The 20,205-nt window shown below is 37.9% G+C and carries 20 protein-coding genes and 2 pseudogenes; 5 read left to right on the forward strand and 17 right to left on the reverse strand.

Features of this window, described 5'->3' with window-relative positions:
• Window positions 1-31: 31 nt before the first annotated feature.
• The 10 genes from V1501_RS18955 to V1501_RS19000 form a co-directional block, all read right to left on the reverse strand.
• A complete protein-coding gene (locus tag V1501_RS18955) occupies window positions 32-997 on the reverse strand; it encodes a TIGR03571 family LLM class oxidoreductase (protein ID WP_409290433.1) in 966 nt (321 codons plus the stop codon).
• Between the two features lie 11 nt (window positions 998-1,008).
• Window positions 1,009-1,260 (reverse strand): ArsR/SmtB family transcription factor, encoded by a 252-nt coding sequence (locus V1501_RS18960; RefSeq protein ID WP_409293457.1) that lies wholly within the window; start codon window positions 1,258-1,260, stop codon window positions 1,009-1,011.
• Window positions 1,261-1,590: 330 nt separating this feature from the next.
• A complete protein-coding gene (locus V1501_RS18965) occupies window positions 1,591-1,710 on the reverse strand; it encodes a hypothetical protein (RefSeq protein WP_409293459.1) in 120 nt (39 codons plus the stop codon).
• Between the two features lie 128 nt (window positions 1,711-1,838).
• Window positions 1,839-2,003, reverse strand: a complete 165-nt coding sequence (locus V1501_RS18970; protein ID WP_409290434.1) for a hypothetical protein — start codon at window positions 2,001-2,003, stop codon at window positions 1,839-1,841.
• 18 nt (window positions 2,004-2,021) lie between these two features.
• Entirely contained in the window at window positions 2,022-2,957 is a 936-nt protein-coding gene (locus V1501_RS18975) for an SDR family oxidoreductase (RefSeq protein ID WP_409293461.1), read from the reverse strand.
• A 439-nt stretch (window positions 2,958-3,396) separates the two neighbouring features.
• The gene (locus V1501_RS18980) at window positions 3,397-4,470 is read right to left on the reverse strand and encodes a Ger(x)C family spore germination C-terminal domain-containing protein (protein WP_409290435.1); all 1,074 of its coding nucleotides are present in this window, start codon (window positions 4,468-4,470) and stop codon (window positions 3,397-3,399) included.
• Window positions 4,467-5,591, reverse strand: a complete 1,125-nt coding sequence (locus tag V1501_RS18985) for a GerAB/ArcD/ProY family transporter (RefSeq protein ID WP_409290436.1) — start codon at window positions 5,589-5,591, stop codon at window positions 4,467-4,469. The genes V1501_RS18980 and V1501_RS18985 overlap by 4 nt, the downstream gene beginning before the upstream one ends.
• Window positions 5,592-7,085, reverse strand: coding sequence for a spore germination protein (locus V1501_RS18990; RefSeq protein WP_409290437.1), 1,494 nt, complete (start codon window positions 7,083-7,085; stop codon window positions 5,592-5,594).
• Window positions 7,086-7,309: 224 nt separating this feature from the next.
• Window positions 7,310-8,422 carry an L-dopachrome tautomerase-related protein gene (locus V1501_RS18995; protein ID WP_409290438.1) on the reverse strand — a complete coding sequence of 371 codons (1,113 nt, stop codon included), beginning with the start codon at window positions 8,420-8,422 and terminating at the stop codon, window positions 7,310-7,312.
• 208 nt (window positions 8,423-8,630) lie between these two features.
• On the reverse strand, window positions 8,631-9,287 hold the full coding sequence (locus tag V1501_RS19000) for a Type 1 glutamine amidotransferase-like domain-containing protein (protein ID WP_409290439.1): 657 nt from the start codon (window positions 9,285-9,287) through the stop codon (window positions 8,631-8,633).
• A gap of 369 nt (window positions 9,288-9,656) precedes the next feature.
• On the opposite strand from V1501_RS19000, the gene V1501_RS19005 reads away from it, so the two are divergent.
• Window positions 9,657-10,061, forward strand: coding sequence for a hypothetical protein (locus tag V1501_RS19005; protein WP_409290440.1), 405 nt, complete (start codon window positions 9,657-9,659; stop codon window positions 10,059-10,061).
• Between the two features lie 622 nt (window positions 10,062-10,683).
• Here V1501_RS19005 and V1501_RS19010 read toward each other — a convergent pair.
• Entirely contained in the window at window positions 10,684-11,583 is a 900-nt protein-coding gene (locus tag V1501_RS19010) for an AraC family transcriptional regulator N-terminal domain-containing protein (RefSeq protein WP_409290441.1), read from the reverse strand.
• 196 nt (window positions 11,584-11,779) lie between these two features.
• On the opposite strand from V1501_RS19010, the gene V1501_RS19015 reads away from it, so the two are divergent.
• Window positions 11,780-12,760 carry an aldo/keto reductase gene (locus V1501_RS19015; protein ID WP_409290442.1) on the forward strand — a complete coding sequence of 327 codons (981 nt, stop codon included), beginning with the start codon at window positions 11,780-11,782 and terminating at the stop codon, window positions 12,758-12,760.
• A 422-nt stretch (window positions 12,761-13,182) separates the two neighbouring features.
• On the opposite strand, the gene V1501_RS19020 is transcribed toward V1501_RS19015, so the two are convergent.
• Window positions 13,183-13,740 carry an MEDS domain-containing protein gene (locus V1501_RS19020; protein ID WP_409290443.1) on the reverse strand — a complete coding sequence of 186 codons (558 nt, stop codon included), beginning with the start codon at window positions 13,738-13,740 and terminating at the stop codon, window positions 13,183-13,185.
• A 273-nt stretch (window positions 13,741-14,013) separates the two neighbouring features.
• Between V1501_RS19020 and V1501_RS19025 the strand changes: the two are divergent.
• Window positions 14,014-14,325 (forward strand): annotated as a pseudogene (locus V1501_RS19025) (RrF2 family transcriptional regulator); the annotation flags it as partial.
• Between the two features lie 618 nt (window positions 14,326-14,943).
• Window positions 14,944-16,434: a methyl-accepting chemotaxis protein gene (locus V1501_RS19030; protein WP_409290444.1), complete on the forward strand. Its 1,491-nt coding sequence runs from the start codon at window positions 14,944-14,946 to the stop codon at window positions 16,432-16,434.
• Window positions 16,435-16,581: 147 nt separating this feature from the next.
• Here the strand turns inward: V1501_RS19030 and V1501_RS19035 are convergent, their stop codons facing one another.
• On the reverse strand, window positions 16,582-16,947 hold the full coding sequence (locus V1501_RS19035; RefSeq protein ID WP_409290445.1) for a hypothetical protein: 366 nt from the start codon (window positions 16,945-16,947) through the stop codon (window positions 16,582-16,584).
• Between the two features lie 504 nt (window positions 16,948-17,451).
• On the reverse strand, window positions 17,452-17,904 hold the full coding sequence (locus V1501_RS19040; RefSeq protein WP_409290446.1) for a DinB family protein: 453 nt from the start codon (window positions 17,902-17,904) through the stop codon (window positions 17,452-17,454).
• Between the two features lie 191 nt (window positions 17,905-18,095).
• Here V1501_RS19040 and V1501_RS19045 point away from each other — a divergent pair.
• A pseudogene (locus tag V1501_RS19045) lies at window positions 18,096-18,302 on the forward strand (IS1595 family transposase); the annotation flags it as partial.
• Window positions 18,303-18,420: 118 nt separating this feature from the next.
• Here V1501_RS19045 and V1501_RS19050 read toward each other — a convergent pair.
• From V1501_RS19050 to V1501_RS19060, 3 genes are all read right to left on the reverse strand, one after another.
• Window positions 18,421-18,966, reverse strand: a complete 546-nt coding sequence (locus V1501_RS19050; protein ID WP_409290447.1) for a hypothetical protein — start codon at window positions 18,964-18,966, stop codon at window positions 18,421-18,423.
• Between the two features lie 189 nt (window positions 18,967-19,155).
• The gene (locus tag V1501_RS19055; RefSeq protein WP_409290448.1) at window positions 19,156-19,515 is read right to left on the reverse strand and encodes a hypothetical protein; all 360 of its coding nucleotides are present in this window, start codon (window positions 19,513-19,515) and stop codon (window positions 19,156-19,158) included.
• A gap of 32 nt (window positions 19,516-19,547) precedes the next feature.
• Window positions 19,548-19,964, reverse strand: a complete 417-nt coding sequence (locus V1501_RS19060) for a DUF4304 domain-containing protein (protein ID WP_409290449.1) — start codon at window positions 19,962-19,964, stop codon at window positions 19,548-19,550.
• Window positions 19,965-20,205: the final 241 nt, after the last annotated feature.

The following is a 20,205-nucleotide window of genomic DNA, read 5'->3' on the forward strand; positions in this document are numbered from 1 at the left end:
GCTTCTACCCTTTTCTAATTTTTTTTCAAAACTAATCTAATACTGGAATTTCATGAGTCGGAAAGTAAGGCAGCACATACTCTCCAAGCTCCTGGATGACTTCCGCGGGAGGGCGCTTTGAAAAATACAAAACAAATGCCAGGTGATTAACACCAATGGATTGGAATTGATATAGAATTTCTAATAACTGTTTGCGCCCTGCATGAAATCCTAACGGAATCGGAACAGGGGGTGAATCGGGATTTTCCGATAAATCGATAAATAAAGTCTGAGTGAAAGGTTTAAACACCCCTGGGGCGTGAATTTCCGACAGCTCGCGATACTCGTTAATCAACTGAGTTTGTTGTGGGATAATCCTCGGGTACTGGATCCAGCCGTCCCCATTCTGGGCGATCCACTCCATCGATTGATTACTGAATCCTGTCACCATGGTCGGAATCGAAGAAAAAGGTTTGGGGATCATTCTCATATCCGCCCCATCGATGATGCCTAAATCGCTGTTGATTGTCGGATTGTCCTCCTTTAACAGCCGTTCAAGGAACGCATAATTATTATTAAATAGCATTCCACTTTCGAGCCTGGATATGCCCAAAGCTGCGAAATCTTTATCCCGGTCTCCTGATGCCACGCCCATGATCAGGCGTTCGGGAAATAACCGGTCAATAGATGATGCTTCCTTTGCCACTCTGACAGGATGACGCAGCGGGAGGACCACACTAGCCGTCCCAAGTGCAATATCCTTCGTATGGGCCGCAAGATAGGTCAAATAAATCCAAACATCATACATTTGACCATTATCATCAATATTCAGATTCTGAATCGTAACGTCCCGAAGCCACAATGCCGCGAATCCATGGTCTTCAATTTTGCGGGCAAGCGGCAGCTGATTTTCCATTATTGGATCTTTGGACATCCTGGCCGTCGGAATCGTGAAACCAAGCGTCATTTTATCCTGTTGGTACAACCTGTTAAAAGCTCGATGCTGTAATAAACTCACTTCAATTCTCCTTAAATTTTTGTACCAATGTATTTTTCGAACCTTTTAATCGTCTCCTCATTACGGCGGTAATACGTCCATTGTCCGATTCGCTTCATTTCAACCAGGCCGCTTTGCAGCAGAATCGATAAATATTGTGAAGTAGTGGATTGCGAAATCCCGGCCCTGCTTCGGATATCCCCTACGCAAACCCCGTCTTCAAATCCTTCATCAGCAATAATATGGGCTTGCGCTGAAAAATGATTGTGGGGATCTTTTAACATTTGAAGAATGCTCACCCTCGTCTGGTTCGACAACGCCTTGAAAATTTCAACAGCTTGTTCATCATTTAAGCGTTCCAATTCCTGCTTCAATGTCATTTGCCTCTTTCTATAACGATTATCACCATCCCAGGTGGAAGCTGGATAGATTATCTGAAAGCATCTCACCAAATCGGAAATTAGCGATATAAATATATTAGCCATAATAATCTGTCTAAATCAAAAGATCTGTTTTAAAGGAGATACGGCGAAAAGTTCCCCTCTTAATAAAGACACCAAAAAAACCTGCATATAACAGGTTTTTCCGATGGTTCCCCCGCGCCCTATTTGAATTTATTCCATTATTTTCAGCTTATACACTACTCTGGTTGATACATGGTCTGCCATATTCCTGTTTTCCTGAAAATGAGCAGACTGAATATGATGTTCCAGCGCTTCCTCATCCTTCCGCACTTCATATACAACGAACGTTTGGTCTTTGGATTGGTGCAAGTCATACTATTACAACCTGCTTCTACCTCGACTCCGACACTTGCATTTATAAATATCCCCTCTAAAAAATGCAAGTATCATGATTTTATTTAGATTATTGGATAATTCAGCTCGTAACTTGGGTAGCAATAGTATGGTGGTCTAAGTGCAATTTTAGACATTGGCCACGAATCCTCTATATAGTCCATCTTTACTCTTTCGTTTGAATGGTTTACCAGCAGCAGCTTCACTTCTGGATTAAATTCATATCTCAAAATGGCAACCCCCTTTCATCAGGAATGTGTGGATTCTCCCCCATCAACATGAAGAACTTGCCCAGTAACAAAACGAGAATCATCAGAAGCAAGATAGACAAAGGTTGGTGCGAGTTCAAATGGATGGGCAACTCGTTCCATTGGATTAAATGCTCCATAAACAGCAACTTGGTCTGACGAAAAACTTGCTGAAATAAGCGGGGTCCAAATTCGGCCTGGGGCGACGGCATTTACACGGATCCCTTGTTTTACGACATTTTTAGCCAAGGCACGTGTCCAGCCAACTATTGCGCCTTTTGTGGCTGTATAATCAATCATTTGCTGCTCACCTACATACGTCACCACTGAAGTTGTGCCAATGATTGAGCTGCCCGGTTTAAGATGAGGAAGCGCTGCTCTTGTTGTGTAAAAATGAGAGTAAATATTAACTTTGAAGGTGTCATCGAATTGCTCATCTGTAATGTCAAGCAGACTTAGCTGCTGGAATTGGATACCAACGTGGTTACAAAGAATATCGAGACGTCCAAACGCTTTTACTGTTTGTTCTACAATGGAGATGCACTGTTGTTTTTCCCGCAAGTCACCAGGCATTAGAATGCAGCGTTGTCCGAGTTGTTCAATCCTTGTTTTTGTTCTGTTTGCATCCTCATGTTCATCTAAATATGCAATAGCAACATCTGCGCCTTCTTTAGCAAACGCAATTGCTGCTGCTGCACCAATACCACTGTCACCCCCTGTAATAAGGGCTGCTTTTCCTGATAACTTTCCACTCCCTTGGTAGTTCGGATTTTCAATAATTGGAAGGGGTACCATTAGTTTTTCCACACCAGGATGGCGCAGCTGGCGCTGTTCAGGCAAGTTCATCGGGATTTCCTGGTAGCGAGTGATCTTACCATAATTAGGGTACATAGGATATGGCTGCGTTTTCATGTTCGCTGTGAACATTTGCTGCATTTGCTTTATTTGGTCTAATTGACGATTTTGATCCTTTTGATCCTTTTGATTCATGGAAACCTCCTATAGAAATAATTTTCTTCTATAGAATGTTTATGTTGTTCAATCCAAATATAGTAAAAAATGTGTGAAAAGAGTTATTCCTTTCAACACAGAAGCGTAATCTTCATCAAGAGATACCTTATTTCTTTATTAAACTGACCGCCGGCCGCCTTACGGCATTATATATACCTCACAAGTAAAAAGCTTGAGTCTAAAATTTATATGAAGCAGGAAATGCTGAGGCCTTTATACGTTCGATATAATCAGATTTAGGAACTAAGGGGGTGGAAAATCCTTTTAAATGGAAGCACCTTACTGCCTCCAGCGACTGCAGAATGAAATTGTCCAGGTATAATAAACGAGCTGCGAAATGTATCGCAGCCCGTTGTACTCTATATTATATGGATAAAGGTTCAAGTTCGAAATGACAGTCAACCTTGATCTTTGCACTCTCCCAGAACTTTTTCCAGTCTTCTTCTGGCATGGGCTTTGAAGCGGGTGACATTGTCTTTCCCCCTACTTCTAGGGGATCAACTTTCAACTCCTGCATTTTTTTCAGCAGTGAAACGTTCCCCTCTTCCATATAGCGCTCGAGCTCGCCGACTAATTCGTAAACGCTGGCCTGCCTGTCCAGATCTTTGGTGCCCCGGTATTCATCGATTCTGCCTCTATAATTAATCTTAAATGATACGGTATGGTCATTTAGATTTACATGTGTGGTAACATGTGAACGGACTTCACCAAGAGAGACGTCCAAGGGGGTTATGACCATGTTCTTAAGAAAATGATTCTTGTTAAGAAGCTGAAAAAATTGGTCTTGATTCTTATCAGTACCACCTTTTAGCTTTCCATTTTCAAAAAATCCGGTGCCCTCATAGTTAAAATTTTCTTTATTCACCTTAAATACCGGAATATACGGATCTGAATAAGGAGAATACACTTTTTCCATAAACTCATGAATATTTGTAACCGAAATTTCTCCCTGATGCCCCTGTTCGTAATGCTTAAACATCCTGTATAGATAGTAATCCAAATCTTTTTGCCGCTGCATACGATTCTTGATAAATGCTTCAAAATCTCCTTTCAAGACTACAAGATAAAGCCGCGGAGATACGTCCGGATCGATTAATATCGTGTCAATCAACGATATAATTCCATTTTTGGCGACCTTTTCATTTATAAACAGCATACGGAGCTGCCCGAGCTTAATTTCCCGGTAGTATTTCAAATTAAAGCTCCTTCTTCCCTGTTCTAACAGCGTGACATTGGTGGAAAAAAATTGTTTATCTTCCTTCATGACAGGAGGAACCAATGTAGAGACTTTCAATTTCCCTTTCTCTTCTCCCGCTTCAACAGACAAAAAGGTCACAGGCGCGATTTCTTCAACAGTGTTGTCATCTGTAAAAGGTGAACAGCCAGTTAAAAGACACATACTGCTTAATAAAAGTATAAAGGAAGTGAATGCCCTCATAGACTGGAACGCCTCCCCTTTATTTTAGTGGCAGCCAGGAGGAGAGATGGAATTAGTAAATAAGTAAAGGCACCTGACCATAATTGCACGTTTGCCCAGCCATTCAGTTCTTTTCCATCTCTCCAAAAATACAGCTGAATGAAAAACACACCCGCCAGGACAAGTAAACACACAGCGTAAAAACCTTTACGTGTAGTTTTCTTATCCTGAGTTCCGGCAGAAATGCGTATGGCACCATATAAGCAGAGCAGCATAACGGATATAAAGAAAACATAGTGAAACATATGCAGGGAAATCATGATAATTTCCACTCTCTCGAAAACAGGAGACTGAAGGTACCTGATCATATTAACGACCGGAAAACCTATTTTCCCCAGATAAGTGGTTCCGAAAAAGAACAGACATGCCAAGAAAAGCAGCAAATACTGTAAGATAGAAATCGCATTTGCTATCGATAAATATCTCAGCATCTTTTGCTTGGAATTTAACCAGGGCAGCACCAGAATTAAGTACTCCGGTCCCGATAAAGAGGACCACACCATCAATAGGCCTTTCCAGGGTTTATGCGACCAATCTGTCGGGATTAAAGGATATAGATCATGCAGCTCAGCTCCAGGAGGAAAGAAATACGGTATATAAAGCATGATGGTCCAACAGGTACATAGGAAAGCAATAATGCCAAAGCGCAGTGTTTTTTCCATTCCCTGACTGGCAATATAGGTGCTCAGCAGCATAATAACCAGGATCATCCACGGCAGCTCCATAGCAGGAAAAATAAATTGATGAACTATTTCAGCATACCCCAGAATAATCAAACTCACCTTTATAAAAATGAACGCAATCCCCGCAAAGGCTATTATACGAAGCGTCCTCCTTCCTAAAAGATCAGCAAATCCTTGATACCCCTGCTGTGTATAATTAGAAGACAGACACTTTGATAAAATAATGAGGTTAATCTGAGATAGGATTCCTACCGCCAGTATTCCTAATAATAAATACGGCACCTCTAAAAACTTTGGCAGAAATAATATAAAATAGAGCATCTGCGAACGGTTGGTGAATGCTATAATATATCCCTTTCCAAGCTGAGCAGTCTTATCAAATAATATAAAATTCCCCATTTAGTGATCATCTCCCCGGTTATATCTCCATCTAAAGAGAGGATGTACATGTGCTGGACGATTTTTCATCCAGGGAATAGGAGCCCGAATGAAGAAATCCATCCAATCTTTCCAATAGAGGGGCGCAACCGGAGCAAAATATGGCTGCTTCAAGCTTGTAAGTCCATTAAGGTGTGCGAGCATATAGATTATTCCAAACACAATTCCCGGAATGCCCAGTAATGATGCTAAAATTAGAAATGCAAATTGAATGATTGTGTTAGTCTTACTTAACAAATAATTTGGAACTAAAAAAGACGCAATAGCCGATATACCCACCAAAACAATTAACACCTTGCTTACAAACCCTGCTTCCACTGCTGCCTGGCCAATAACAATACCACCGATTGTACCCAGAGTTGTGCTTGTTTTTGATGGCATCCTCAAACTGGCTTCTTTAATAATTTCCAGAATCACAAGCATAAACAGTGCTTCCCAGAATGGATTAAATGGCAGTTTACTCCGGGATTCTAATAAAACATAAAGAATCTGCAGCGGAATAACCTGATAATGATGGGTGGTTAACGCAACATACAGAGGGATTAAGGTTGTAGATGCCAAGTAGCTTACATACCGGAGGCATCGCAGGAAACTGGCAACCATCCATTTGTGGATATAGTCCTCTGGTGATTGAAAGAGATGAAAAAAGGTGATAGGTGCAACTAAGGCAAACGGTGTATTTGCCACAAGAATGACGATTTTTCCAAGTCCAAGAGAATAGGCGCATTGATCGGGACGATCTGTCTGCTGAAATTGCGGAAAAACCGAATGAATATGATCCTCCATAAACGCTGCCAGATTCGACTGCTCAATCACCATATCGAAATTTATTTTGGAAATTTTTTTTCGGGCGATGTCAACAATATCCGGATTGGCGATTCCCTCTATATACAGTAATACAATTTTCGCTTTAGTCAGGTACCCGGCCGAAAACTTCTCTGTTTTCAGTTCAGTCACCGGCAGCCTTCTTCGAAGCAAAGTGATATTTTGGTCAATCTGTTCGGTAAAGCTGTCCTTAGCACCGTATAAAATGGTTTCTGCTTCCGATGGTTCAATGCTTCTTCCTAATGGATTTTCCAATGGAACAGCCCACCAGCATCCATTGCCGTCTTCAAGGAGCACATGTCCCACCATCATCAGCTTCTGTGCTTCATCAAGGCTGGTCAAAGCTGCCGCTTTTACTGAGACAATGCAGGTATGTATCATTTCTTCAGAACAGTTTTTTAACGGCTGGATGATGGATTCATTCAACCTTTCAACGTTAATCATGGTTCGGATGAAAATAAGAGTTATATTCCGGTCTTTATTAATACTGTGTTCTATCAATTCTCCATCATCCATATTTGAAATCAGGTCCTTGACAGCAGCTATAGACAGTTCATTATTTTTTTGAAATAACTGGTTGCCGTCCTTTTTTTCATGGCGGATTTGTTTGATTTTCTTTTTCCAAAACATATATTTTTCACCCGAAATCCTTAATAAGTTCTGTTAAAATAGCCATTCTTTCCACAATTATCATGCGCATTCCGCCTTTTCTTATCCATTTCAACGCCGAAAAAGCCGGCCCCTGCAATGAGGAGACGGCCAAATGTCATTCATTCTATTTGTAAAGAATAGTAACTCATTTAAGAAAGAGCGTTAACCCTCGGTATATGATCGTTCAGGGGAACCGCAAACTATCAAAGGGTAGGAGCAGGTAATTCTCCAATTTTCATACGAAGTAAACTATAAGGTTTTTCCCGCAAGTCTCTTCCATAATGAAATCTGGCCTGCCGGTGTAATTGGTTTACAATAACATATAGGTATCCATCTGGGCCTATTGAAAAAGTATCTGGCCATAATATCCTTGGATCATGTGCAATGGTTTCCATTGCTCCATTCGGCAATATTTTTCGTATACTGTTATTTTCATAGTCTCCAGCATAAACGTTACCTTTAGCATCAGTGATCATTCCATCAGATGCACCTTTTTCTCCCCAATACTCCACATAATGAGATAAATCCATGTCCGGTATAGTTCGGTCTCTAAGGGCTTTTGTTGAGATTGAGAACAAATGACGGCTGGTTAGCGGAGCAAAAAATAATTTCTTTCCATCTGGAGAAATCGCAAGACTATCAGACGCCAATCTAAATGGAGAAGTTGAACCGTCTTTGTTACGGTTCATTAAAATTTGACCTTCTACTTTCGGCAAAAAATAGGGGTCGGGTGAAGTTGAATTTGCCCCATTTAACCGTCTGAACGCGTTTCCATTTGATAAATCTACGACTATAATTGCTCCAGGTCCTCTTAAAGAAGAATCCGTTATATAGGCATAACCTGCTTTTCCAACACGAAAATCAAAACGGACATCATTCAGATAAGTGGTAGGCAGGACAACATCTTCCGTAAAGGTATATACTTTTCTTATTGTATTGGTATCTAAATCAACAGCGACTAATTTTGCCCCGCCTTTAATAGGTTCAGAAAAATTGGGTGCTGCTGGATCTAATACCCAGAGCGTTCCCCTTCCATCAGTAACTACACTTTGGACACTGATGAAAGTCATATCGATATTCCCGGGGTTAAACAAATTGGTTTGTAAATTAGGATAAGGCAGCATTTTATCCCCAACGATTTCCGCCACCGTAAATTTAACATCGTCTCCCCATTTCGGAAAACAAACGAAAATACGACCGGTTTCTGAAACACTAACACCCGTGGGCATTGCTCCAAAAAATGAATAAACCAGTTCTAATTTACCGAAATACTTTTCAATAGGCAGCATAGGTTTCATGACATCCTCCTCAACCATTTAAACCGGATATCACCTATATATGATTTAGATTTTTTCTAGTGCATGTTTCTTAATAAGTTTTTTATACATAAAGAGGATGGCATCGATTGTTTTGAAAATTTAAAGTCAGGTTGAGTGCAATTGACCGTTCCGCATATATGCTTCCCGGACGATCCTGTTTTACTTCTTAGGAATGAATTAATTAAGCAATAGCCATTCACCACTATTAGAGCGTTTCATCCAATTTCCGTATACTTGAACGGGAAATTAGAAAAACATTGCCCAACACATCAACTTTTCCACCTTTAACACGTACTGCGCAATCTTTGTTTGACGCATAAATATCTATTTCTTCCGATAAGGGAGAGAGTTCTTTTTGAACCAGTGCCATATTATTTTCTAGATCAAAATGGGACAGGACGGAAAAATTATCGAGACCTATTCCGTAATAGACCGAGTTCATTTCAACTTCATATCCAAAGTTTTTCGAGCATAACCATTTAGTGGACATGTTGATGGCACCCGCGCTTGCTCCCATCACAACAGCGCTGCTTTTTTTAATTGAATCCGATAAGTCATATTCCATTAAAAAATCATTTTGTTTAATCGTATTTCCACCCAGCAGGAAAATGATTGAAGCACTTTGAATTTTTATTTGGGCGTCTTCCATCTGAACAAGATAATTAATCAAATGATATTCATCAAAAATTATGCCAGCATGATCCAGCCACGAGCGTTCAGCAGCACCATCATCTTCATAAATGGATGGATTCGAGCTGATCATCACAAGCGATTTTCTATCAGTTATATCCTTTTGTAAAATTCTGGCCAGTTTCTCTGGAAAAAAGTTGTTAAACCAACCTAAATAATAGTGAGCTTTCATAAGTACCCCCGCAGCAAAGTGTTAAAAATACATATTCCTTCCGACACCCGTTCGTGTATGTTCAGCCTTACATTAATATTTTGTTTCGTTTTTTATTTATAAAATTTTCACTTATGAATACTGTTAAGACATAGGATCTGTTAAATTTAAAGTTTAATTTTAATGTTGATATTGGTTAATTCCCAAAATAATAGCTAGTCCAATCAAGATTCAACTGACGGAATATTTTAATAAAATAAACAAGGAAAGGTGGGGATATAAATGGGAAGTGGAAATCAATGTCCTTGCAAGTTTCGCCTGGACATTTCAGGGAATGGCCCTGCTGCTGTTCCGGCAACTGTGACAATAACACCACCCGGAGGAACACCAATGACTTTAACAGGTACCATAAACTTTTCTTCTGAGGAATGCTTTACCGGCGCTGCAAAGTGTAATCCAAAGGTTGATAACTTTAATGTTAAATTTACAGATAACACGCAGCCCCCTAAAGCAAAAACCCTTAATCTGACAGAAGGGAGACGCGGGATGATCAGCTGCACTGATGGAACGGCGGCAACTCTTCTTGGTGGTACGGCACAAGGTGCTGGAAATTCAATTCCGCATGAACAGTTTATTGTTGACTTCACATATATAATAACAGGGCCAAATACTGCTAATCTGACTATTACAGCAACCGGTGAAGATGGTACAATTGTAACTTACACAGTAACAGGTGCACCTATCAGCTCAAGGACCTTCATCGGAGATTGCAGCCAAACGGTTTCCGGAGGTTAATCTTGTAGTTAACCAGCGATTGTAAAACGTAAATCCTGTAAAGACAAAAGGCTTTCCGAGCTTATCAAGTATCACTATTCGGAAAGCCTTTTTCCCTTTTAAGCATTTTTATATTAGATTTATCTTAAAGTAGACCCATCCACAGGGAACACGAATTAGTACTTTCTGTACTCCTTCTTCCACTAAATTGACCGTTATCTGAATGACAGAAATAAGCTCCGTAGCAACCATATCACACTTAACTAACGCACCCGTTTGTCAAACAAGCAAAAATTTTGTTTTCCTGTACATGTGGGGGTTAGAAACCCATCTATCTCACCTCCTTATCACATTGATATCATTGCAAGTTTAATCTATTTGTAAAAAATAACGAGAAATTTATAGTTCGTTCATAGAATACAAAAAGGGCTGCATAAGCACCCAGTCTTCCAATTTTGCATCATTACTTTCTTTAACTAACGCACCCGTTAGTTTAAGTACATTGTTTCACATACTTCAAACGATTTAATTTCTCAGTAATATTAAATCTTTTCCTTTTTTTTCTTCATAGATATGGCGAGTTTTAGTCTGAGGGTCGATGTTCCTAGTTGGAATCGACTTTTTTTGTCTTACACTTGTTCAATTAAATATAGTTCTCTCTCAGTCGGTTTAGGTCCGCTTTTGGTGAAAAACCAAACATGCGGGAATATTCACGACTGAATTGTGATTGACTTTCGTAGCCCACCCTGAATGAAACTTCAGCTACATCTGATGTCTCAGCTAGTAACAAACGCCTAGCTTCCTGCAATCTCAATTGTTTTTGAAACTGGATAGGACTCATTGCAGTTACCTCTTTAAAATGCCGATGAAGCGAGGCGATACTCATATTCGCTATCTCCGCTAAATCCTCTATTCGAAAGGACTTTTCATAGTTATTAATGATATGTTCAATTACATTTCTAATTCGGATAGCATTGCTGCCTTCTAACGCCATTTGCTCAAGTGCTTCCCCGTTCGGACCTTGTAGAATCCAATAAAGTATTTCTTTCTTAAATATTGGAGCAAGTGTTGGAATATGTTTAGGATTGTCTAGCAAACAAGCTAATCTGATTACTGCATCTAATAAAGATGGCTCCACTTCACTTATAAACATCGCTCGTTTCGCATTTTTTCTCTGTCCAGATTGAATATCCATGTCATTTAAAACCTCGATGATTTCGTTTGACGAAAATTCAAGTTTAAGTGCCAAATATGGAAAGTCAGGTGAGGCATTGATAATTTGCCCTGTTACTGGCAAGTCAACAGATGCCACAATGTAATTGCCAGGACCGTACCTAAAGTATTCCTTTCCCAGCCATACCTCTTTCTCTCCTTGCACGATAATACAAAAGGAGGGCTCGTTAACTCTGGAGATGGGTTCGGTGATAATGGATTCACGAATGAGAAATAATGATGGAATAGAGGTAGGATGGACACCATCTTGACCTGTAAAAAGCTCAATAGCTTTTCCAAGTACATCCTGCTTGTTAATTTCCCCAGCCATAACAATCTCCTTTTCCCTTCATTTTTGATGGTTTCATTTTACTTGATAATCGTTGAGTGAGAAAGTGGTTTGATAGGATTAGGCAAAAACATGATACTAATGGGTTTCCGGTTTGTCCAACATCCTGACATAATTAAAAGTGCAATAACAAAGATGAAATTAAAATGTCCTAATAAAAGAAAGTGAGGGTAAGTAAATGGAATATGTGAAACTAGGTAATACAGGATTAGATGTATCTAGATTTTGTCTGGGTTGTATGAGTTTTGGCGAAGCAGAAAAATGGATACATCAATGGGTACTCAATGAAGAGCAAAGCCGCTCAATTATTAAAAAAGCACTTGATCTTGGGATCAATTTCTTTGATACGGCAAATGTATATTCCATGGGAACCAGCGAGGAATTTCTTGGTCGTGCTTTAAAGGATTATGCCAATCGTGATGAAGTTGTAATTGCAACAAAGCTACATGGGCGAATGCATGAAGGTCCAAACGGTGCGGGTCTTTCTCGAAAAGCTATCATGAGTGAAATTAATAAGAGTCTGAAGAGACTGGGAACGGATTATGTAGACCTTTATATCATTCACCGCTGGGACTACAATACCCCTATTGAAGAGACCATGGAGGCATTGCATGATGTGGTGAAAGCTGGGAAGGCAAGATATATTGGTGCTTCTGCCATGTATGCTTGGCAATTCCAAAAGGCGTTGCATGCAGCGGAAAAAAATGGTTGGACTCGCTTTGTATCGATGCAGAATCATTACAACCTCATATACCGTGAAGAAGAGAGAGAAATGCTACCTCTTTGTAAAGAAGAAAAAATCGGTGTAACTCCATACAGCCCTCTTGCATCAGGAAAATTAACCCGTGATTGGTCGGAAACAACTCAACGCTCTAAAACAGATTTCATATTAAAATCTAAATATGATGCCACTGCTGATGCAGATCGATACGTTGTAGAGAGAGTTGCATCGCTTGCAGAAAAACATCGTGTTCCACGTATTCATATCGCACTAGCGTGGTTGCTTCAGAAAGAACCAGTAACATCTCCTATTCTCGGTGCTACGAAAAGCTCCCATCTCGAAGATGCAGTAGGTGCTCTTTCTGTTAAATTAACACCTGAAGAAATGGCATTCCTAGAAGAACCATATGTACCACACCCAATTGTTGGTCATAATTAATCATGTTCGACGATAACTTCTAATTAAATATTGATGCCTAAAAAAGCCGATGTCCCTTTTTGTTAGTAGGATAATCGGCCTTTTCTTTAACTTTTTGAAGAAACGTACTAAAAAAAAGGTGCCGAAGTAGCCAATGATCTTAAACTAACGCACCCGTTTGTTTAAGTACATTTTTTCACAAACTAATTTTTAGCAGATTAAATTTAATGTCTGAGGTAGCAGTGTATGGACAAGTTCTTTGTGGTGGACGTTAAAATAATCTACAACTTTATTATTTATAGGATTTACCAGGAAAACTCCCCTAAAAATTTTAAAATTTCTTCTTAAGCTAAACTGCCCTTTAGTTAACAAGAAAAAAGCCGCCGTTCATGCAGTCAGTTTAAAATATCAAAATGAATTAGGTGAGAACAAAACTATAGCAACTATACTATAATTGTTCTGATGTAATAAGCGGAAGGACGAAGTTCAATGTCTGTCATGAGGAATTCATGGCTTTTCATTAAATTTTGCATTAAAGATTCAGTTATTGTTGCTGTATCATATGCACAAACTGATACTAACCCCATTTTATTTACGCTTTTATTTGCTACTTCTTCAAATTGATTTATTTTTTGTTCTATTTCTAGCTGATGCCCCCACTCTACATGAGCCCATGTTCGAATCGTTAAATTTTCATTAAGGAACGGTTTTAAAATTTCGTCAAAATCCGCTACAATCGTTGGCGTATGAAAATCCCCGTGTTTACAGTAGAAAGCAAAGTTGTCTGTATAGTGTACGCTACACAATTCTTCAGCGGTAAGCACTAATCTAACTTTATTTAATATTCTTACAGAAATGCTTTCATTTTCGATTAATATTATATGGTCTCCTTGTTTAATACCGGAGACTATAAAAGAGACAGCATTCTCTATATAATAGTCAATTTGTTCAAAGTGATAAAATATATGTTCTCCATTGGATAATTTCAAATTATATTCCACATTATGGTCTCCCTTTTAACTGTTGTAACTCGGAATAAAAAATATATTTTCACAAACAGTCATTTTCTTGGTTTGCTCTAAAGATGTTTTAGATTTCCCAACAAGTGAGCTATAGTGCTGCCTCCCCATAGATGCTCTATGTTAGTGGTCAATTATTTATATTCAATTTTAATACCCGATTTATATATGCGCTTAAACCATTATTCTTTTTTGCTGAACCTTGTTGAACTAACCTGCCCGTTAGTGGAACTAGAAAAGAGGCTGCTGTAGCAGCATATTGAAAACATCAGGGGCAGAAATGGCGGAATACGGCTTGCCAGGCTTCCGGCCGATATTAATGTGGGTGAAGTGGTGAGAAGGACGGAGGAAGACTTCTATATTGTCGAATGCTTTGATCACCAGCAAAATCATTGCATTATTTCTCCTGTCTGTACATTGAAGCACGTTCTTAATACTGCTCTTGAACAGTTTCTTCAAGTGCTGGATCAATACACCATTCAGGATATGGTTCCGGATTTAGGCGTGCTGAATGAATACTTTTCTGCTGCACGCCAGGAAAAAGTACCAATCAATCCAATAGAGTAGGAAGAAGGCTGCCAGCAGGGTAGCCTTTTTATATTGTATGGAATTAATAATGGGTGTCGGCTAATGCTCAGTAAAGGGAGGAGCTGAAACGACGAATGGGCTCTGGACGGGCCAACCAGCAGAAGCGAACAGGAAAGCTGCAGTCAGCAAAGGCTGGGAGGAGAAACGTCTGGTGACGCTTAAAGGCACTGAAAGCCAAACGAGCAAGAAGCCTCGAAGGGAAAATGCGTGGTAAGGTGGAGCATCATTTATGGGCACGTCCGTCTAGTTTCTTCCAATCGATACACCTGTATAGGCATCAAGGATATCCCTCCTCATTTTTTATATTTAAACATGAAAGTTTTTAATGCATTTCTCATCCCGTAAATGAAATACAGAAAAAGGCTGCCAAAGCAGCCATACATTTTTAAAATAACTCACTCGTTAGAAGAAAATTCTTCCCCAATTAATAACCTAATTTTTACTTTCTATTTAGCCAATTTTTTTCTTCCGGGTTTATAAAATCTTGAATTAAAATATTTTAATTTAATTATGTTAAGAGACCAAGATAAATGACGATATATAATAAAGTAATTGGTTCTTTGGTCTTGCTTATTCAAATACAAAGGGGAAATATTTATGCAAGTTTCTGTTTATGAGAAATTGAGCTCCAAAATCCTTACTTATGCATTAATTGGCTTATTGTTATCCTGTGTCCCTATATTTTTAACTGTGGCCCTTTTTAATTTACTTACATGGAAAACATTCTGTATTTTAACATTAATGGTACCTGCTTTAGTTGGTCTTGTTTATCTTGTCTATAAAAAGACACATAGCCATCTTAAAGGAAAATATTATATATCAGCCATGTGCTTTTTAATTGATCTAATATTTTTATGGCATATACCTACAGGCGAAATTTGGGGAGCCTTACCCTTGTACATGATTCTTTCATTAATTTACTTAAATGGGAATGTCATCATACTTGCAACCGGCTATGCGGTTGTCGTGAACACCATTTACTTGATTTTCAACCCCTTTTATCAAGGTAAAGAGCTCTTTGACTATATAGTTATGTATATACTTATTGTAATGCTTGGTGTAGTCGCTTATTGCATTACCATAATGGGGAAACGAATGCTGCTTGATGTAAAAGAAAATGAAAGCAAGGTAACCAACCTTCTCCGTGAAATTGCAACCTCTGTCGAGAAAATTAAGCAATTTGGAAAAAATTTAAATGAAAATGTAGCCCAAACCACAGAAATTTCAAAAGAAATTTCTGCAGGGTACATGGAAACGGCAAAAGGGATCGAGATGCAAGCGTCTGGAATTGTAGATATTAACGAAAAAATCTCGGGAACAAATGAATTTATTACCGGTGTATCAGAACATTCTAATGATTTAAAAGAGCTATCGATCTCTACCTCTAACGTTACCAATCAAGGAAATGAAATGTTACAAACCTTGCAAACAGGGCTCTACAATGTATATAGCATTCAGGATGAAACCGTTCAATTAATGACTGCCCTTGAAGAAAAAACACAAAGTATCAGCAAAATATTAAACGCTATTGAAGGGATTGCGGTTCAAACGAATTTGTTAGCATTGAATGCTTCTATTGAAGCAGCAAGAGCCGGTGAATACGGCAAAAGCTTTGCCGTTGTCGCGGATGAAATTCGGGAGCTGGCTGGAAGTGCCGGTTCATCCGCAAAAGATATAGCCCTTATTTTACAAGACATCCAAAAGCAAACCACCGCGGTTTCTTTTCAAATTAAAAAAGGAAATGAAGCTATCGAGGAGAGCCAAAAGGCTGCGGAGTCATCCAATGGCGTGTTCCATATGATCACGGATAATATGAACAATGTTTTAAATAAAGCAGCAGAAATTCAGGAAATGTTGAGTAACCTAGAAGCAACATCACAGGCTATCGGCCATGAAGTCAACAATATCTCTAGCGTAACAGAAGAATCAAGCGCTTCTATTGAACAAATGAGTGCATCGCTTCATTTGCAAACAGAACGAATCGAAGCAATAAGTTTAAGTTTTAATGATTTGGAACAAATGATTGTTATACTGAATGAACTCACCCAGGCAGACGAAACAGATCTAGAAAAAACCAGTGTCCACTAAGGCACTGGTTTTTCTTCAACTAATGCACCCTATAGTTTAAGTACACTTATTCACAAACTTATTACAGGGATGCTGCCCCGATAGCTCAATAAAATTCAATGAAAGGTCAATTACTCTACATCTTGGATTCCGTACACTTGGTGTAATTTAATACTCTATTCGCTTGTTCTTATCAGGTTCTAAAGAATAGATATCATCATTTTGTTCAAAACCCTCTGGTTCCCAATTCTCCTCTGGGTAGTCATTCTTATCAAAAATATCCCTTAAGTACCTTATAGCTTCCTCCCACTTTTCAAACTCTTTGTATTCGAAAGGTGGATGTCCTTCATCATTCCATACTGCCCATTTTTTATTTGGTAAATGGGTTACAAACCACTCTGCATCAGGTGGAATTAAAAATATGTAGAAGGAATTATCCATTAACTTATCCCAAGTTGAATATCCAAGCCTGCGGCAGAACTTTTCGGAATCACTGAAAAAAATTTTCCTAACTATTCTTTTTATAATGTTCATTGCAAATCGCCACCATTAACCAACTTTAATTTTAAATCGAGTAATACCTTTGTTAAGCTATCCTCCCCGTTTGTTCAATAAGTAAATTATAAAAAGAGTGTTAATCCTTATTGGATCAACACCAAAATTTAAAATTTGGAGAAATTATATAAGTACATAAATTAACACTATAATTCCCAAAATCATTACTGTAAGAGAAGTCAAGAAACCGTTGTTTAATAAGGATTTCATCAAAGCCTTTTTTTCGTTCATATTAATCCTCCTCCTGTCCTTAACACAACTATTTTATATACCTATTCTGAAAAAAACGTTTTTCCTTCTTCAACTTAACTGCCACGTTAGCTTAATAAGAATCTCTTAATTCAAAACCTTGTTTGTTGTTGCTCCAAAATAGCTTACGGGCTTTGGAGAACACTAAACGTGCAAAAAGGGCTGCTCTTGCAGCCCTTCTTCCTTAACTAACGCACCCGATAGTTTAAGAAGAAATATAAATAATAATTGGCCTTATTTTCTAATTAAAATTTGGTTGTTAATATGATGTTCCATATGTTCAAGGTAGTCCTGTATAAGCCATTCTAGGGTTTTTTGCTGGTTATTCCCAATATCACAAAGATAAGATAATTTCTCGGCGGGAATATTCATACAGATATTTATTATTTGTTTGTTAAGGGTTTGGAACAGAGTAAGTAATTCTTCTAGAGGTTTTTCTTGATAATTCTGAACTGCCACCCATTCTTCTTGATTATAAGACTGGATAACATAAGGTTGGTTTTCATATTGAATCTTTACAAACCTCTCAATATTATTTATTGCAGAGTCACAAAGATGTCCTAATATCTCTTTTTTAGACCATTTATTCGGTGATGGTCGATTATTTATTTCTGCATCTGCCATCTCGTTGTATTCTTTTGGTAACGATTGTATCCAATGGTTTATTCTACAAATTACTTTCTGCATTACTCCTACTCCCCTCCGATATGTATCTAAAAACAATATTCGTCTAAAAACCTTAATAACCCTTCTTCCCCTCAAACCGTCAGGTAGTAAAAAAACAAATTAGCTGCCGAAGCAGCTTATTTCTTGAACTAACGCACCCGTTACTTTAAGTACATTTCTTCACGAACTTAAACCCTATATGTTGAGGTTAGCATGTCCATAGCTTTCATAAACGTCTTAGGGATTGGATGGATAGATTTCAAGGAGTAGCTACTAAATATCTCGATAACTACCTATACTGATTCAAATTCTTACAACAAAATAAGAAGTTAGCTACTAAGGACAGAGTAAAGGGGATGATGTTAGGTGCGTGTCAAAATCCTAATTACATTACCGTCAATTATCTGCGAGAAGTTTAAATATAGTTCAATTAGAACAAAAAAAGGCATATCAATTGATATGACTTTTAAAGGAATCTTGTTCGACTAACGCATGATTAGTTTAATAAGGTAGAAAGAACCTTTGCGTTAAACTGAATTATTTACTATACATTGATTTCCATTTTTCACTCCAAGATTGGTAATCTAGTCCATTTATTTCTTCAATTGTTTTACCATCTATTGAGTAAGGATTACCTACAAATTCTTCATGGGTTGGAAAAGAAATTCCTCCGATTACATCTCCGTTTCGATATAAAACCATAGTTCTAACCCGTTTTAGATATCTTTCGTCCCCCTGAAATTTCTTATCTAAAGGATGATTTTTTACAACAAATGTTTCTAGCGTTAAGGTCTTATTTATGTACTTATCGGGTTTCTCTTTTTGAACACCCCAAAAGTCCATTTCACTTTGAGAAAGAAGTATCTCTTTCGTTAATGTGTAGTTGGTCATTCCTTCATAAGATACAACTTTATAACCTTTTTCTTTTAGAAAATCATCAGCCGGACCTTTGATGTCTGAAACTAGATTATCTTTACTATTTACTTTTTCACTCGTTGAACAACCAGTCAACAGTAGTACCGCACTTAATATGACTAATTGTAATTTCCTCATAGTAAGTAGCAGCTTAATCATATTACTCATTAACATTCTCCTTCTACTGGAACTTCATATGTTGCTAAAATTAATATTCTGCAAAATAATTGATATCCTTTTTTCCCTTTTCCTTATGCAACTAAACTGCCAGTTTGTTCAATAAGGAATTCAACAAAAAAGGCCGCTAATCCTTCCTGGATCAACGCACCCGTTATGTGATATAGGTATTTAAAAATACTAATGAATTAAATAAAGGACTAATATTGGATTTTCGTTTTCCATTTTCCAGAGTTCAACCAAATAACAGTATTCTTTTGGAAAACCCTCTAAATACACCTTTTTCTCTAAACTAATATTACTTTTATACTGTGTATGCCAGTTAGCTTTGACTTCCTCTTTAGATAAAAGTTTTAATTTACTCCGTGTCCCATCGTTGTAGTCACAAACAAAGATTTTGTAAACTTGATCATTGAAAATCATCTGTCGGAGTTCTTTAAATGTAGGTAATTGGAAAAGTTTTTTACTAGAAAGTAAAACCGAGTTTTTATACATTTCACTTTTTTCATTGTCAATATAAAAAACAGTCTTAGCATTCATGGTAATCAGTCCTCATGGATTTTATTTAAAATTTATTTTAATAACGAACTAATCCAAGAACTATCGGATGTTTTTAATAATTTGAGGATATCTTCTGCCACTTTTGTATAATCTTCGTCTGTTACAGCGTTTTTGTAATTAAACCATTTTCCGTCACTTCCTAATGAAACTGCTCCTAACCTATAACGCCTATCCATATGGTGAGCATTAACTTTATTAGGTGGAACCTCTTCTCCCCAATCCATTGTTGTTCCATTTTTAGGGCAAACTGCCAACTCCACAACAAAAGAGCCACCCCATTTGTTGAATTGAAATGTAATTAAATCTACATTGTTTTCATTTAATCTTCTAAAATGCGGTAAGGAACCTTTAAATCCTTGTTGTCTTAATATTGGTATCACCAGCTGTTTTATGGCTGTATTCATCATTGTTCTTTCATTTGAAGGCATTTCGATCCTCCATGAATCAGATTAGTTCATTAAATTATAACATCTGAAGTTTAACCCTACCTAATGGTTAGTGAGACAAAGAGAAAGACTGCCGAAGCAGTCTAACGTTCTTCAACTAACGCACCCGTTTGTTTAAGTATATTACTTCACATTCTTGTATATAAATTAGGCTCTGTTAAACAATAATGCTGATAATCGATATAAAGAACCTAATCCGAGGTCCTTAATTTTACTTTTTTAT

The organism is Paraperibacillus esterisolvens, from assembly GCF_046237625.1.
Classification (GTDB): domain Bacteria; phylum Bacillota; class Bacilli; order Bacillales; family DSM-1321; genus Paraperibacillus; species Paraperibacillus esterisolvens.